The organism is Bacillus sp. EB106-08-02-XG196 (assembly GCF_013396335.1).
Taxonomy (GTDB): Bacteria; Bacillota; Bacilli; order Bacillales; family Cytobacillaceae; genus Neobacillus.
In genome coordinates this window covers 67,340-82,109 of the sequence record NZ_JABWSY010000002.1, presented here as the reverse complement: position 1 = coordinate 82,109, position 14,770 = coordinate 67,340, and the positions used below count along the sequence as shown (strand labels likewise).

Sequence of the window (14,770 nt, the reverse complement as noted above, 5' to 3'; positions counted from 1 at the left end):
TCTGAAAGCGACAACATTAGTTAAAGTGATTTTCTAGGAGGTTTACAGATGGTAGCCGAAAAAAGTAATGAAAAAACTAATCAAGAGGAAGAGAATAATGTTTTAACTTCAACACAGACAGTTATACATAAAGCTCTTGAAAAGTTAGGTTATCCTGAAGAAGTATATGAGCTCTTAAAAGAGCCATTACGTATGATGACAGTAAAAATACCAGTAAGAATGGATGACGGTTCAATAAAAATTTTTACCGGTTATCGTGCACAGCATAACGACGCTGTCGGTCCAACTAAGGGCGGAATTAGGTTTCATCCCAATGTATCAGAAACTGAAGTTAAGGCTCTTTCTATTTGGATGAGCTTGAAGTGTGGAATTGTTGATCTTCCATATGGCGGTGGAAAAGGTGGAATCATTTGTGATCCGCGAGATATGTCATTTAGAGAGCTAGAAAGGCTAAGCCGTGGATATGTACGGGCAATCAGTCAAATTGTTGGGCCAACAAAGGATATTCCGGCACCGGATGTTTTTACAAATTCTCAAATTATGGCTTGGATGATGGATGAATATAGTCGTATAGATGAGTTTAACTCTCCAGGATTTATTACTGGTAAGCCTCTTGTTCTAGGGGGCTCACATGGTCGTGAATCTGCCACTGCTAAGGGTGTAACAATATGTATCCGTGAAGCAGCACAGAAAAAAGGGATACAAATTGAGGGTGCTAGGGTCGTTGTTCAAGGCTTTGGTAATGCAGGAAGCTTCTTATCTAAATTTATGCATGATGCAGGAGCTTTGGTTGTTGGTATTTCTGATGCTTATGGCGCATTATATGATCCGAATGGACTTGACATTGATTACCTGCTAGACCGTCGAGATAGCTTTGGTACGGTAACGAAATTATTCAATAATACGATTACGAATAAAGAATTATTAGAACTTGAGTGTGACATTCTTGTACCGGCTGCAATTGAAAATCAAATTACAGCTGAAAATGCACATAATATTCGTGCAAGCATAGTGGTAGAGGCTGCAAACGGTCCTACAACACTTGAGGCAACTGAAATACTAACAGAGCGTGGTATTTTACTTGTACCAGATGTACTTGCATCTGCTGGCGGAGTAACGGTTTCCTACTTTGAATGGGTTCAAAATAACCAAGGCTATTACTGGTCTGAGGAAGAAGTAGAAGAAAAACTCGAAAAAGTAATGGTAAAATCATTTAATAATATTTATGATACAGCACAAACACGCCGTGTAGATATGCGCTTATCCGCTTATATGGTTGGGGTAAGAAAAATGGCAGAAGCAAGCCGATTTAGAGGCTGGATATAAAAGCTTTATGATTGAAACATATTGGAAAAACTCCTATCATTGCGGGTAGGAGTTTTTTTGTAGAATAATATATTGAGGTGATCAATTTGCAATTAGAAGATATTATTATTGTCGGAGGGGGACCTTGTGGATTAGCTGCTGCTATTGCCTTCCAAGAAATTGGGCTTAACCCGCTTATTATTGAAAAAGGAAATGTGGTAAATGCCATCTATCATTACCCAACACATCAAACATTTTTTAGTACTAGTGAAAAGCTAGAAATCGGGGATGTTCCATTTATCACAGAAAGCTATAAACCGAAACGAAATCAAGCACTAGTATATTATCGGGATGTTGTGAAGCGTAAACAACTGCGTATTAACTCTTTTGAAAAGGTATCAAAGGTGTTGAAAGTAGGAAATGGTTTTCAAATAGTTACCAATAAACAGATTTATCAAACAAAGTTTGTGGTGATTGCTACAGGATACTATGATCACCCGAACTATATGAATGTGCCAGGGGAAGATTTGCCTAAAGTATCTCATTACTTTAAAGAAGCACACCCGTATTTTGATAAGGATGTTTGTGTTATCGGAGGCAAGAACTCCAGTGTAGATGCAGCTCTTGAACTAGTTAAAGCTGGTGCTAGAGTTACTGTTTTATACCGAGGGAAAGAATATTCCTCGAGCATAAAGCCATGGATTCTCCCGGAATTTGAGGCATTAGTTCGGAACGGTACCATAACCATGGAGTTTAATTCTGATATTATTGAGATAACAAATGAACAGGTAAGATATAATAAGGATGGAGAAGATAAGACCATATACAATGAATTCGTTTTTGCGATGACGGGTTATCGACCAGATCATCAATTCTTAAAAAATATGGGGATTAATATTGACGAGGAAACGGGAAGGCCGCTTTATAATCCTGACACCATGGAAACGAATATGGAGGGTATATATATCGCAGGAGTAATTGCAGCAGGTAATAATGCTAACGAAATATTTATTGAAAATGGCAGGTTTCATGGAGATCTTATTGCTCAATCAATCAAAGAAAAACCTAAAAAATTGAATAAAGGGTGAAAATAATATATGAAAAAGGTTGTTTTGTTAACAACTGGCGGAACAATTGCCAGTAAACCCAACAAAGATTCAGGTAAATTAGCTTCTGGGGAGCTAACGGGTGAAGAGCTGGCAGCGATGTGTAATCTGCCGAAGGATATTGAGGTGGTTGTCGAATCCGTATTTCAAAAGGCAAGCATACATATTACGTTTGATGATTTAGTGGTTTTAAAGAATAAAATCAAACAATATTATGAGGACGATAAGGTTTCCGGTGTAGTGGTAACGCATGGAACAGACACACTTGAAGAAACAGCTTACTTTCTTGATTTAACCATATTGGATCCGCGTCCAGTTGTCATTACAGGGTCGCAGCGGTCTCCTGAAGACTTAGGAAGTGATGTCTTTATAAACCTAAGACATGCTATATATTCAGCCTGTTCAGAGGATTTACGGAATGCTGGTGCTGTTGTCGTGTTCAATGAACGAATATTCGCTGCCCGATATGTGAAAAAAGAGCATGCCTCCAATATCCAGGGATTTAACGTCTTTGGATTCGGGTACCTGGGTATTATTGATAATGATGTAGTCCATATTTTCCAAAAGCCAATTAAGCGTGAATATTTTGCTATTCAGTCACCTATTCCACAAGTCGAAATTATAAAATGTTATATTGGAGCTGATGGGAAATTTATTAAGGCTGCCAGAGAATCCGGAGTCAGAGGGATTATCCTTGAAGGTGTGGGACGAGGTCAAGTAGCTCCTCAAATGATGGTGGAAATAGAAAAATCTCTTTCAGAAGGAATTGTCATGGTGATTACAACGAGTGCTGAAGAAGGTTCTGTGTATACCACTTATGATTATAAAGGCAGTGCGTATGATTTATACAATAAGGGTGTAATCCTTGGAAGTGATAATGACTCCAAAAAAGCAAGAATTAAATTAGCGGTTGCACTTGCAAGCGGAATAGAGAAAATAAACTTTTAATAGACAAATCGAAAATGGATATAATCTTTGATTCAATTAATGACAATATCATGTTAGGATTAAGTTAACGAATTATTTGAAATGAGGACTATCCATGCTGGGAATATTATCAGCCGGCATCGCCCCTGGTCTGGCCTTGCTGAGTTATTTTTATTTAAAAGATGAATATGAGTCAGAGCCAATTTCCGTCGTTTTTAGGACCTTCATGTATGGTGCTCTTCTGGTGTTTCCAATCATGTTTATTCAGCATGTGCTTCATACGGAGAATATTATTAAATCTGGATTTATTGATGCATTCCTTTCCTCGAGTCTGCTAGAAGAGTTTTTTAAATGGTTTATCCTGTTCTATGCGATTTACCAGCATGTTGAATTTGATGAACCGTTTGATGGGATTGTATATGGCGTGGCTGTTTCTCTTGGTTTTGCCACTGTTGAAAATATATTTTATTTAGTTGCTAATGGAATTGAACATGCAATGGCAAGAGCCTTGCTCCCTGTCTCAAGTCATGCCTTATTCGGAGTCATTATGGGATTTTACATTGGAAAAGCAAAATTTACTGAAGGCAAAAAAACAAAGTGGGTATTAATATCATTACTTTTACCGTTCATCCTGCATGGTTCTTATGATTATATTTTAATTTCACAAGAAAACTGGCTATATATTATTTTACCTTTCATGATCTTCCTTTGGTGGTTTGGCTTAAGAAAGGTTAAAATGGCGAAAATATTAACGACAAACCATAAGAAAAAACAATATTCAGCACAAAATTCCTTTCATTCTTAAAGAGAAATTCCCTTCATTCTAAATGAAGGGGTTTTTTTTTGAATAAATTTGCCATTAAAACAAAAAATAGGCTTACATCTAAAAAGATTTACAACTGGGGGTTACTTTACCATGAAGAAGAAAATTGTTAAATTTATTTTTCCACTCTTAATCTCCCTTTGTATGGTGCCATTTACGTTTCTAGAGGACGACAGGGCATATGCATTCTCTAACCAGGTTATTCAACAAGGTGCTGTTGGAGATGATGTCATCGAGCTTCAATCTAGACTTCAGTATTTGGGCTTTTACAATAGGAAAATTGATGGTGTGTTCGGGTGGAGCACCTATTGGGCACTAAGAAATTTCCAATATGAGTTTGGATTGCCAATTGATGGCCTTGCAGGTACAGAGACAAAGGCAAAATTAGCTAAAGCAAGCAAATATAATAAGCAGTTTGTAAAGGAACAAATCAACAAAGGTAATAAATTTACTCATTATGGTGGAGTGGACCAAAAAAAGCAGAGTGCACCAAACCCTAAAGCACAACCGAAAACACAACCAAACGCTCAACCAAAAGAACAACCAAATGCTCAACCGAAAGCACCAGCTAATACGGCTAATCCTAAACAGGCTGCACCAAAGCCTGCTGAACCAAAAGCTCCACCCAAAAAACCAACGGCAGCGAATACGCCAGGTGGTTTCTCAAGTAACGATATCCAATTAATGGCGAATGCTGTGTATGGGGAAGCCAGAGGTGAACCATATACAGGACAAGTTGCAGTAGCTGCCGTTATCCTAAATCGTGTTAATAGCGCATCCTTTCCAAACACTGTTTCAGGAGTTATTTTTGAACCGGGTGCATTTACCGCCGTTGCGGATGGACAAATTTGGCTGACACCAAACGAACAAGCTAAAAAAGCAGTACTAGATGCAATAAATGGCATTGATCCAACTGGGGAAGCCCTATATTATTTTAATCCGGTCACAGCTACAAGTAAGTGGATTTGGTCAAGACCACAAATTAAACGAATTGGGAAACATATATTTTGCGAATAGAGGGGTGAAAAGGATGATAAGAGGAATAATTATAGGTGTTCTAGCGGTAGGTGTTGCAGGTACTGCCTACTGGGGTTATCAAGAACATCGCGAGAAAAACGCAATTTTAATCAATGCTGAAAATAATTATCAACGTGCCTTTCACGATCTTACCTTTGAGATGGATTTACTTCACGATAAGATTGGAACAACTCTTGCAATGAACTCAAGATATTCCTTGTCACCTTCATTAGTAGAGGTTTGGCGATTAACTTCGGAAGCCCATAGTGATGTCGGTCAACTTCCGTTAACATTGCTCCCGTTCAATAAAACGGAGGAATTCTTGGCTCAAATTGGAAAGTTTAGTTATCAAACAGCAGTAAGAGATTTAGATAAAGAACCATTATCAGAAGAGGAGTATGAAACATTAAAGGTTTTATACAAGCAATCTGGTGAAATTCAAAATGAGCTTCGTAAAGTACAGCATATGGTATTGGAAAACAATCTACGCTGGATGGATGTTGAACTGGCGTTAGCTTCAGGAAAAGAAAAAACCGACAATACGATTATTGATGGGTTTAAAACAGTCGAAAAAACGGTTTCCGGCTATGATGAGAGCGATTTTGGCCCTAGCTTTACAAACATGCAGCAGAAAGATGATAATTTTAAGAAAATTAAAGGAAAAACCATTTCTGAAAAAGAAGCGATCAGTATTGCAAAAAAATATATGAAATTTGATGGGAATTCAGAAGTAAAAGTCACAGAGAGTGGTAAGGGCTCAGATTATGGTTTTTATAGTGTATCAATAAAAAATAAGAAAACTGGTCAAGAGGGCAGTATGGATATCACGAAAAAAGCAGGATATCCAATCTGGTTTATTAATCACCGAGAAGTAGAAACACAGAAGATTAGCTTAAATGATGCAAATCTTAAGGCAGCAGCCTTTCTAAAAGATAATGGTTATAAAAATCTAGAGTTGTTTGAGAGTATGCAATATGATAACACAGGCGTCTTTAATTTTGTTACGAGTGAGAACAATATTAGAATTTACCCTGAGGCCATTAAGGTTGAGGTAGCACTTGATAATGGAAATATCATTGGCTTCACAGCAGAGGAATATTTAAAATCCTTCCAAACTAGGGAAGTAGAAAAACCAGTGCTAACCAGTGAGCAAGCTCGCGCGAAAGTAAATCCTAACTTTAAAGTGATGGAAGAGAGACAAGCGATTATCGTGAATGATCTAAACAAGGAAGTACTGTGTTATGAATTCTTAGGAACGATTGATGATGATACCTATCGAATTTTCATTAATGCCAAAGATGGTACCGAAGAAGAAGTAGAAAAATTAAAGAACGCTGAGGAAGTCTACGACGAAGTAATTTAAGTTTTTAGAATAAAACCATACTATCACTCCAATAATAGTAGTAATTGGTAATTGGAGTGATGGTATGAAAATAGTAGAAAGAATATTAATAAAGGTAGTTATTATCCAATTTATCTTTCTTTTTCTAGCGCAGCTATTCTTACATCAGTTAGATATTTTTCCACAGTTAGAACAGTTAACAAAATATGAGGGAGTAAATGAAAATACATTTACTGAGATATTACAAACCTTTAACGGTAATTAACAAAGCAGAATTCCTGCTTTTTTTTTTATTCTTAAAATGGGAAAAGTAATAAGAAATTTAAATATAAAAATGTTTAAAAAAAGAGGCTTCCACCTTTCTTATGGTAAAATAAAAATATAGGTCTACGAGACGATCATGAATGAATGACTTAGGAGGATTTATGGAAAACAAAATATCAATTGCCATTGACGGCCCTGCTGCAGCCGGCAAGAGTACAGTAGCAAAAGTTGTTGCAGAAAATTTATCCTACATATATATAGATACAGGTGCTATGTATCGCGCTTTGACTTACAAAGCATTGGCTAATAACATTAATTTAGAAGATGAAAACAGTTTATTAAACACTTTCCTAGCAACAAAGCTAGAACTTTATCCATCCCCAAATGGACAAATGGTGTTTCTTGATGGGCAAGAAGTAACAGAAGCTATTCGAACATCAGAAGTAACAAATTCTGTTTCTCTGGTAGCTACGCACCAAAGGGTTCGTGAAGAAATGGTGAGAATGCAACAATCCTTTGCAGTAAATGGTGGGGTTGTGATGGATGGTAGAGATATAGGGACCCATGTGCTTCCAAATGCGGAGATTAAGATTTTCTTGCTTGCGAGTGTTGAAGAAAGAGCAGCTAGACGCCATACGGAAAATCTCCAAAAAGGCTATCCTTCTAATCTGGAACAGTTAAAGGAAGAAATTGCCCGTCGTGATAAAATAGATTCTGAACGAGAGTTTGCACCATTAAAAAAAGCAGACGATGCAATTGAAATTGACACAACATCCTTGGTTATTCCTGAAGTAGTAGAAAAAATAATGGCCCTCGTGCATGAAAGGGTTGGATAAGTGTGACGTTTTATACGTTTGCTAGATCGGTTGTCGCTGGTTTTATTAAACCGTGGTACAGAATTGAGGTTATTGGACTAGAGCATTTTCCTAAAGATAGAGGAGTGCTCTTATGCACCAATCATATTCATAATTTTGATCCTTTAGTCGTTGGCATTTCAACGCCTAGACCAGTCCATTTTATGGCAAAGGAAGAAATTTTTAAAGTTCCTGTTTTGGGTAATGTCGTTAGAAAGTGTAATGCATTCCCAGTAAAGAGAGGGATGGGGGACCGAGAGGCATTAAGAGCGGGATTAAAGGTATTAAAAGACGGAAATGTTTTCGGGCTCTTTCCTGAAGGGACCAGAAGCAAAACAGGTGAGATCGGAAAAGGGTTATCGGGAGCGGGCTTTTTTGCACTAAGAACAGATGCTGATGTGGTGCCTTGCGCCATTATTGGACCATACAAAAGTTTCGGTAAATTAAAAGTGGTTTACGGAAAGCCGATTGCAATGGAAGATATGAGAAGCAGGAAAGCCTCTGCAGATGAGGTAACTGAATTAATTATGTCAGAAATCCATAAACTTATAAAAGAGTACCGATAGGTTCTGCTTGACAAAATAAGCTATTTGTAAGAAGTTAATAAAAAGAGATTTTATTAGAATATTCACTCGTTTTTCATGTAATTAGAAAATATATATTTAACATGCAGTAAATGGATTAAGGAGGAATACATATGTCGGAAGATATGAATCAAGTAGAAGTGAAAAACTATACCATTGGAGATAAAGTCTCTGGACAAGTCACCAAGGTAGAAGAAAAACAGGTAATAGTAAATATTCAGGATAGTAAACATGACGGTATTATCCCTATAAGTGAGCTTTCCAGCCTTCATGTTGAAAAAGCCTCTGATGTAGTGTCTGAAGGTGATGAATTAGATCTTGAAGTACTAAAAGTCGAAGAGGATGCTATTATCTTATCAAAAAGAAAAATCGATGCGGGGAAAGCTTGGGTAAATCTTGAGAGACTTTTCAATAGCGGTGAAGTATTTGAAACTGAAGTGAAAGATGTAGTAAAAGGTGGTCTTGTCGTTGATCTTGGCGTACGAGGATTTGTTCCTGCGTCTTTAGTAGAAGCACATTTTGTTGAAGATTTCACAGATTATAAAGGTAAGAATCTTACTTTTAAAATTGTTGAACTTGATAAGGAAAAAAATCGTTTAATCCTTTCTCACCGTGCAGTAGTGGAAGAAGAGAAGGGAAAACACAAGAAAAATATCTTAAATAGTATTACTCCTGGACAAGTTATTGATGGTACGGTACAAAGAATTACAGACTTTGGTGCATTCGTTGATATTGGCGGTATTGATGGACTTGTTCATATATCCCAATTGTCATATCAACATATTGATAAACCATCAGATGTAGTCCAAGAAGGTCAAAAAGTAAAAGTTAAGGTTTTGAATGTGGATCGTGATAATGAAAGAATTTCTTTATCTATCAAAGAAACACAGCCAGGACCATGGTCTGATGTAGCTGAAAAAGCACCAAAGGGCAGCACATTAACTGGGACCGTTAAACGATTAGTATCATATGGTGCCTTTGTTGAAGTTTTCCCAGGGGTTGAAGGTCTTGTTCATATCTCACAAATTGCTCATAAGCATATTGGTACACCACATGAGGTATTGAAGGAAGGACAAGAAGTACAAGTAAAAGTGCTAGATGCGAACGAGCAAGAGCAGAGACTCTCTCTTAGCATCAAGGACCTCCTCGAAAAAGATGCTGATGAGAACTTCGATTACGAACTTCCTGAAGAATCTAAAGGTTTCCAGCTGGGTGAAATGATTGGCGATAAATTAAAGAATCTAGGAAAATAATGGTGATAATCAGTGTCAAGATCTGAACGGAAATGGGACCATATTCGCTATGCCCTAGAAACAGGGCAAAAACGATTAACAGCATTTGATGATATTCAATTTATTCATCAAAGTTTACCAAACATTAATGTTTCGGATGTTTCTATTCACCAAAAAGTTGGCGGACTTTCTTTAAGTTCGCCAATTTTTATCAATGCAATGACAGGCGGCGGAGGCGATAAAACCTATTCTCTGAACAAGCAGCTAGCAATGGTAGCGAGGGAAGCAGGTCTTGCAATCGCAGTGGGGTCACAAATGTCAGCATTGAAGGATAAATCTGAGAGATATACATATGAGGTTGTTCGAAAAGAAAACCCTTTTGGAGTTATAATTGCTAACTTAGGAAGTGAGGCAACTCCTGATTTAGCAAATGCAGCTATTGAAATGATTGAGGCAAATGCCTTACAGATACATTTAAATGTAATCCAGGAGCTTGCTATGCCTGAAGGAGACCGGGAATTCTCTGGAGCTTTAAGGAGAATTGAAAAAATTGTAAAAGAGGTTAACGTTCCCGTTATTGTTAAAGAGGTTGGATTTGGTATGTGCAAAGAAACTGTTGAATCTCTTTCATCTGTGGGAGTTTCTGTTGTAGATGTCGGGGGATTCGGAGGAACCAACTTTGCCGAAATAGAAAACAAGCGTAGTGATAAATCTAAATCCTTTTTTAATCAATGGGGAATTCCTACAGCAATCTCTATTTCTGAAGCTGCACATGCATCCATCCCCCTAACAATCATTGGTTCCGGTGGATTTTCCTCAAGCATTGATATTGCAAAAGGAATAGCATTAGGTGCGAGTGCTGTTGGCTTTGCGGGTTATTTCTTGAAGATTCTTGTTGAAGAGGGAATTGATTCTTTAAATGAAGAAATTTCATCACTTCATCATGGATTAAAAATAATTATGACTGCATTAGGAGCCAAATCTATTTTAGATTTACAAAGTGCTCCATTAATGATATCTGGTCAAATGCATCATTGGTTAACTCAGAGAGGAATCGATACCAAAACATACAGCCAGCGTACTATAAAATAAGCTCCCGCAGCCTTGCGGGAGCTTATTTTTTTTAACTATACTTATTATCGTTTAATCCTCTTGCTTCTTCAGGGCTTTGAAGCTTAGTTGCTCCAGGATAATGTAACGCCTGGTCACGGTCTGATTCAACTTTTCCACTTGCTTTTAACTTTTTTTCTTGTCGATCCTTTCCCATTTCTCCACACCTCCTACTATTAACATGATTTTCTTGCTTAAAGATTATTCAGGGAAGTATGAAACTACATAAAGAAAACCGATAATGGAAATAATAGGAGGTGTATGATAATGGAAGGTTCATTGTTTTATTGGATACTTTGGTTGTTTTGGGTTTCCATAACTTTTTTTATGAACAAGCAAAATCCGTATCGTGCAAAATTAGCTGCTTGTATTTTAGTGGTCATTATTCTTTCAGATGTACATTTTACGGTGGATAGTTTTCAGTTTTTTGCTAGTGGATTATTTTTGCTGCTATTATCTTATATTATTTTAAGTAAGAAAAAGCTGGGTTCGTTGCTATACGCCTTTATTTGTTCATTTATTGTAACCACTTCATACGTTACCTTTAACTTATTTGTCATTTTTGACCCAGTCTGGGTTGTGTTTCAAAAGGAATGGATGATGGGATTTTGTTTAAGCTGTCTGGCCATTATTTTGCAGAAGTCATTAAAAGATAGATTGTTGATTATTGTTAGCGGCACTATGCAGGGAGAGATACTCTATGCTTTTTACCTAAGTAAATTTGAATTTTCCTACCCAATAGGGGCAATCGCTTACCTAGATGTCTCGGCTCTAACAATTTTGCTGCTAGTAAGCTGGAGCGCCCTAGAAAATGCCGGTACATACTTTCAAAACCATTATCATTTTTTGGAAAAGGGCAAGCAAAAGTCATCTTAATATATTTTTGTCTTTCATAGCAGTCCAGCTTCAGGCGCCTTGCGCTTTTAAACTTTACCATTGCAGGAAAGGATTCACATTGCTAAAATAATATGGTTAGACCCTTCTTTTGGATAGAAGGGTTTCTTTATCATTAGTACGCAATTGCTTAATTATATAATTGAGTTTCTCTGCTTTAACGATAAAATAACAAAATATTGATAAATATATGGATAGAAAGGATGGCGATTATTATGGTAAAACCTGTTATAGCCATTGTAGGGCGACCGAATGTTGGGAAATCGACCATTTTCAACAGAATTGTTGGAGAGAGGATATCTATCGTTGAGGATATCCCTGGAGTAACGCGTGATCGAATTTATAGCTCCGGGGAATGGTTGACACATGATTTTAATGTAATTGATACGGGTGGTATTGATATCGGGGATGAACCTTTTCTCGAGCAAATTCGCCAGCAGGCTGAAGTAGCCATTGACGAAGCAGATGTTATCATTTTTTTAACAAATGGCAGAGAAGGAGTTACTGCTGCAGACGAAGAGGTTGCAAAGATATTATATAAATCCAAAAAACCTATTGTATTAGCGGTTAACAAAATTGATAATCCTGAAATGCGTGAACAAATCTATGATTTTTATTCTTTAGGATTTGGAGAACCTATACCAGTATCAGGCTCTCATGGACTCGGATTGGGAGACCTTCTGGATGAGGCAGCTAAACATTTTCCAAAGGATAAGGGTCAGGATTATGATGCAGATGTCATTAAATTTTCTTTAATTGGCCGGCCAAATGTTGGGAAGTCATCGTTAGTCAATGCAATTTTGGGAGAAGAACGTGTTATTGTAAGTGATATTGCTGGAACAACAAGAGATGCTGTGGATTCACCTTATACGTATAATGGCGATAGGTATGTCATTATTGATACAGCTGGAATGCGGAAAAAAGGAAAAGTCTATGAGAGTACCGAAAAATATAGTGTACTCCGTGCATTAAGGGCAATAGAACGGTCTGATGTTGTTTTAGTTGTTATTAATGCGGAAGAAGGAATCATCGAACAGGATAAGAAAATTGCCGGATATGCACATGAAGCTGGCAGGGCAATTGTTATTGTAGTCAACAAATGGGATGCTGTTGAAAAAGATGAAAAAACAATGAAGGAACTTGAACAGAAAATTAGAGAGCATTTTCTCTACTTAAGTTATGCTCCGATTGTTTTCTTGTCAGCAAAGACGAAAAAACGTATTCATACACTATTACCAATGATTAATACAGCTAGCGAAAACCATTCAATGCGTGTCGAAACGAGCGTGTTAAATGATATAATTATGGATGCGGTAGCCATGAATCCAACACCAACGGATAAAGGTCGCCGATTAAAGATTTATTACACCACTCAAGTAGCTGTTAAACCGCCAACCTTTGTTGTTTTTGTTAACGAACCAGAATTAATGCATTTCTCTTATGAGCGCTTCTTAGAAAATCGAATCCGTGAAGCTTTTGGATTCGAGGGAACCCCGATAAAAATTTATGCCAGAGAAAGAAAATAATTTTACGGTGGGAGTGATCTAAATGCGGGAAAAGAAAGAAGCTGTAGCCGTTATTGGTGCTGGAAGCTGGGGAACAGCCCTTGCGATGGTCCTTGCAGACAATGGACATGAAGTCCGATTGTGGAGCCATAATGAATCCCAAGTTCAAGAAATTAATCAATACCATACGAATAAAAAATACTTGCCAGAAATACAGCTGCCAGAATTGATAGTCGGTTATGCGTCATTAAGGGACGCTTTGGCAGAAATTAAAACAGTTATTTTAGCGGTACCAACAAAAGCTATCCGCGAAGTACTTGGGAAGGTACGCACTGTTCAAAACTCACCTTTGACCATTGCACATGTTAGTAAAGGGATTGAACCTGATTCCCTTTTGAGAATATCAGAACTGATCAAAGAAGAAATGCCAACGGAGCTTTTAAAAGCTGTTGTTGTCCTTTCAGGCCCAAGCCATGCTGAGGAAGTCAGCAGGAGGCACCCAACAACTGTTACGGTTTCTTCTGAAGATATGAGTGCCGCAGAAGAGATTCAAGATTTGTTTATTAACCATAATTTTCGAGTTTATACGAATCCAGATGTTATTGGAGTTGAAATCGGCGGCGCATTGAAGAATATCATTGCCTTGGCTGCCGGAATAACGGACGGGCTGGGGTATGGTGATAATGCGAAAGCTGCATTAATAACAAGAGGTTTAGCGGAAATAGCCAGACTAGGAACCAAAATGGGGGCTAACCCATTAACGTTTTCTGGTTTAGCAGGTATAGGAGATTTGATTGTAACCTGTACAAGCGTTCATTCAAGGAACTGGAGAGCTGGAAACCTGCTTGGTAAAGGGAATAACCTAGAAGAGGTTCTTGATAACATGGGAATGGTTGTAGAGGGTGTAAGAACAACGAAAGCAGCCTATCAGCTTGCCCAAAAGTATAACGTGAGTATGCCGATTACATCTGCCCTTTACGATGTATTATTTAATGGGAAAAACGCAAAAGATGCGGTTGATGTATTAATGGCCCGTGGTAAAACTCATGAAATGGAAGATTTGGTGAATATTCTTGAGGAAAGAAACCTTGAAGATTAAAAATTGTGCATTTTTCTCTGAAAAATAGGCATTCATTGAGTGCGTTTCCCCGCATGGTTGCATACAATGCAAGCGAAGCACACGTGTAGTATGAACCAAATGAATGGGTTGTTTAGTCACTAAGACTGAAGTAAGGAATTCGCCCCTCTTTACTTCAGTTTTTTTGTTTAGTAAAGGCTCTTTTCGTAAACTTTGTTGCTTTCTATACAAATTATTCTAAATTAATCGCTACTTCGGACAATTTTGATGAACTTTAGAGTCATGGTGTCCGAACCAGAGGCAACTTCAGACAAGATCGATGAATCTAAGAGTCATGGTGTCTGAACAAGAGGCAACTTCAGTCAAGATCGATGAATCTAAGAGTCATGGTGTCCGAACCAGAGGCAACTTAAGCAAAAAACGTTATTAACCAATAATAAAAACAACAATCTTTGCGAAAACAGCCTTAGTAAAAAAACAAAAATTTTCATGAAAACATCTTCCTTATGGTATAATAGCTTTCGGAATAAGGGGGGTGTCCTAATGTCACCAGGTATGCTGAAAATGTGGATATCAATTGCGGGGATGGGTCTTATGTTCCTGGCGATTTTTACAATATATCTAAGTCGTTATAAGTTAAAAGGCATTCTAAAGGTTTTAACTGCTGTTTTAGCTTACATTTTTTTATTTATTTCAGGTATTACATTATTTGTTGTCCTTTTTACATAA

At 37.5% G+C, this 14,770-nt stretch carries 16 protein-coding genes; 15 read left to right on the top strand and 1 reads right to left on the bottom strand.

Going from position 1 to position 14,770, the window contains the following annotated elements; translation table 11 throughout:
- Window positions 1–48 precede the first annotated feature (48 nt).
- The 11 genes from MLOOGBEN_RS03870 (at window position 49) to fni (ending at window position 10,546) form a co-directional block, all read left to right on the top strand.
- Window positions 49–1,326 (top strand): Glu/Leu/Phe/Val family dehydrogenase, encoded by a 1,278-nt coding sequence (locus MLOOGBEN_RS03870; protein WP_179156955.1) that lies wholly within the window; start codon window positions 49–51, stop codon window positions 1,324–1,326.
- Between the two features lie 86 nt (window positions 1,327–1,412).
- On the top strand, window positions 1,413–2,393 hold the full coding sequence (locus MLOOGBEN_RS03865; protein WP_179156954.1) for a YpdA family putative bacillithiol disulfide reductase: 981 nt from the start codon (window positions 1,413–1,415) through the stop codon (window positions 2,391–2,393).
- Window positions 2,394–2,402: 9 nt separating this feature from the next.
- Entirely contained in the window at window positions 2,403–3,359 is a 957-nt protein-coding gene (locus MLOOGBEN_RS03860; RefSeq protein ID WP_179156953.1) for an asparaginase, read from the top strand.
- Between the two features lie 94 nt (window positions 3,360–3,453).
- On the top strand, window positions 3,454–4,143 hold the full coding sequence (gene prsW / locus MLOOGBEN_RS03855; protein ID WP_179156952.1) for a glutamic-type intramembrane protease PrsW: 690 nt from the start codon (window positions 3,454–3,456) through the stop codon (window positions 4,141–4,143).
- 111 nt (window positions 4,144–4,254) lie between these two features.
- Window positions 4,255–5,178, top strand: a complete 924-nt coding sequence (gene sleB / locus MLOOGBEN_RS03850) for a spore cortex-lytic enzyme (RefSeq protein ID WP_179156951.1) — start codon at window positions 4,255–4,257, stop codon at window positions 5,176–5,178.
- A gap of 13 nt (window positions 5,179–5,191) precedes the next feature.
- Window positions 5,192–6,541 (top strand): germination protein YpeB, encoded by a 1,350-nt coding sequence (gene ypeB / locus MLOOGBEN_RS03845; protein WP_179156950.1) that lies wholly within the window; start codon window positions 5,192–5,194, stop codon window positions 6,539–6,541.
- Between the two features lie 64 nt (window positions 6,542–6,605).
- On the top strand, window positions 6,606–6,785 hold the full coding sequence (locus MLOOGBEN_RS03840; RefSeq protein WP_179156949.1) for a YpfB family protein: 180 nt from the start codon (window positions 6,606–6,608) through the stop codon (window positions 6,783–6,785).
- Between the two features lie 160 nt (window positions 6,786–6,945).
- Entirely contained in the window at window positions 6,946–7,620 is a 675-nt protein-coding gene (cmk, locus tag MLOOGBEN_RS03835) for a (d)CMP kinase (protein WP_179156948.1), read from the top strand.
- 2 nt (window positions 7,621–7,622) lie between these two features.
- Window positions 7,623–8,204 carry a lysophospholipid acyltransferase family protein gene (locus MLOOGBEN_RS03830; protein WP_179156947.1) on the top strand — a complete coding sequence of 194 codons (582 nt, stop codon included), beginning with the start codon at window positions 7,623–7,625 and terminating at the stop codon, window positions 8,202–8,204.
- A gap of 131 nt (window positions 8,205–8,335) precedes the next feature.
- The gene (rpsA, locus tag MLOOGBEN_RS03825) at window positions 8,336–9,475 is read left to right on the top strand and encodes a 30S ribosomal protein S1 (protein WP_179156946.1); all 1,140 of its coding nucleotides are present in this window, start codon (window positions 8,336–8,338) and stop codon (window positions 9,473–9,475) included.
- Between the two features lie 12 nt (window positions 9,476–9,487).
- Entirely contained in the window at window positions 9,488–10,546 is a 1,059-nt protein-coding gene (fni, locus tag MLOOGBEN_RS03820) for a type 2 isopentenyl-diphosphate Delta-isomerase (protein ID WP_179156945.1), read from the top strand.
- 31 nt (window positions 10,547–10,577) lie between these two features.
- On the opposite strand, the gene MLOOGBEN_RS03815 is transcribed toward fni, so the two are convergent.
- Complete coding sequence (locus MLOOGBEN_RS03815) at window positions 10,578–10,721, bottom strand: YpzI family protein (protein ID WP_095247280.1); 144 nt, start codon at window positions 10,719–10,721, stop codon at window positions 10,578–10,580.
- 110 nt (window positions 10,722–10,831) lie between these two features.
- Here MLOOGBEN_RS03815 and MLOOGBEN_RS03810 point away from each other — a divergent pair, with 110 nt between their 5' ends.
- The 4 genes from MLOOGBEN_RS03810 to MLOOGBEN_RS03795 all read left to right on the top strand — a co-directional run bounded on the left by MLOOGBEN_RS03810 (window position 10,832) and on the right by MLOOGBEN_RS03795 (window position 14,770).
- On the top strand, window positions 10,832–11,440 hold the full coding sequence (locus MLOOGBEN_RS03810) for a YphA family membrane protein (RefSeq protein WP_179156944.1): 609 nt from the start codon (window positions 10,832–10,834) through the stop codon (window positions 11,438–11,440).
- Window positions 11,441–11,673: 233 nt separating this feature from the next.
- Window positions 11,674–12,984 (top strand): ribosome biogenesis GTPase Der, encoded by a 1,311-nt coding sequence (gene der, locus MLOOGBEN_RS03805; protein WP_179156943.1) that lies wholly within the window; start codon window positions 11,674–11,676, stop codon window positions 12,982–12,984.
- A gap of 22 nt (window positions 12,985–13,006) precedes the next feature.
- Window positions 13,007–14,062 (top strand): NAD(P)H-dependent glycerol-3-phosphate dehydrogenase, encoded by a 1,056-nt coding sequence (locus tag MLOOGBEN_RS03800; RefSeq protein ID WP_179156942.1) that lies wholly within the window; start codon window positions 13,007–13,009, stop codon window positions 14,060–14,062.
- A 522-nt stretch (window positions 14,063–14,584) separates the two neighbouring features.
- A complete protein-coding gene (locus MLOOGBEN_RS03795; RefSeq protein WP_179156941.1) occupies window positions 14,585–14,770 on the top strand; it encodes a DUF2768 domain-containing protein in 186 nt (61 codons plus the stop codon).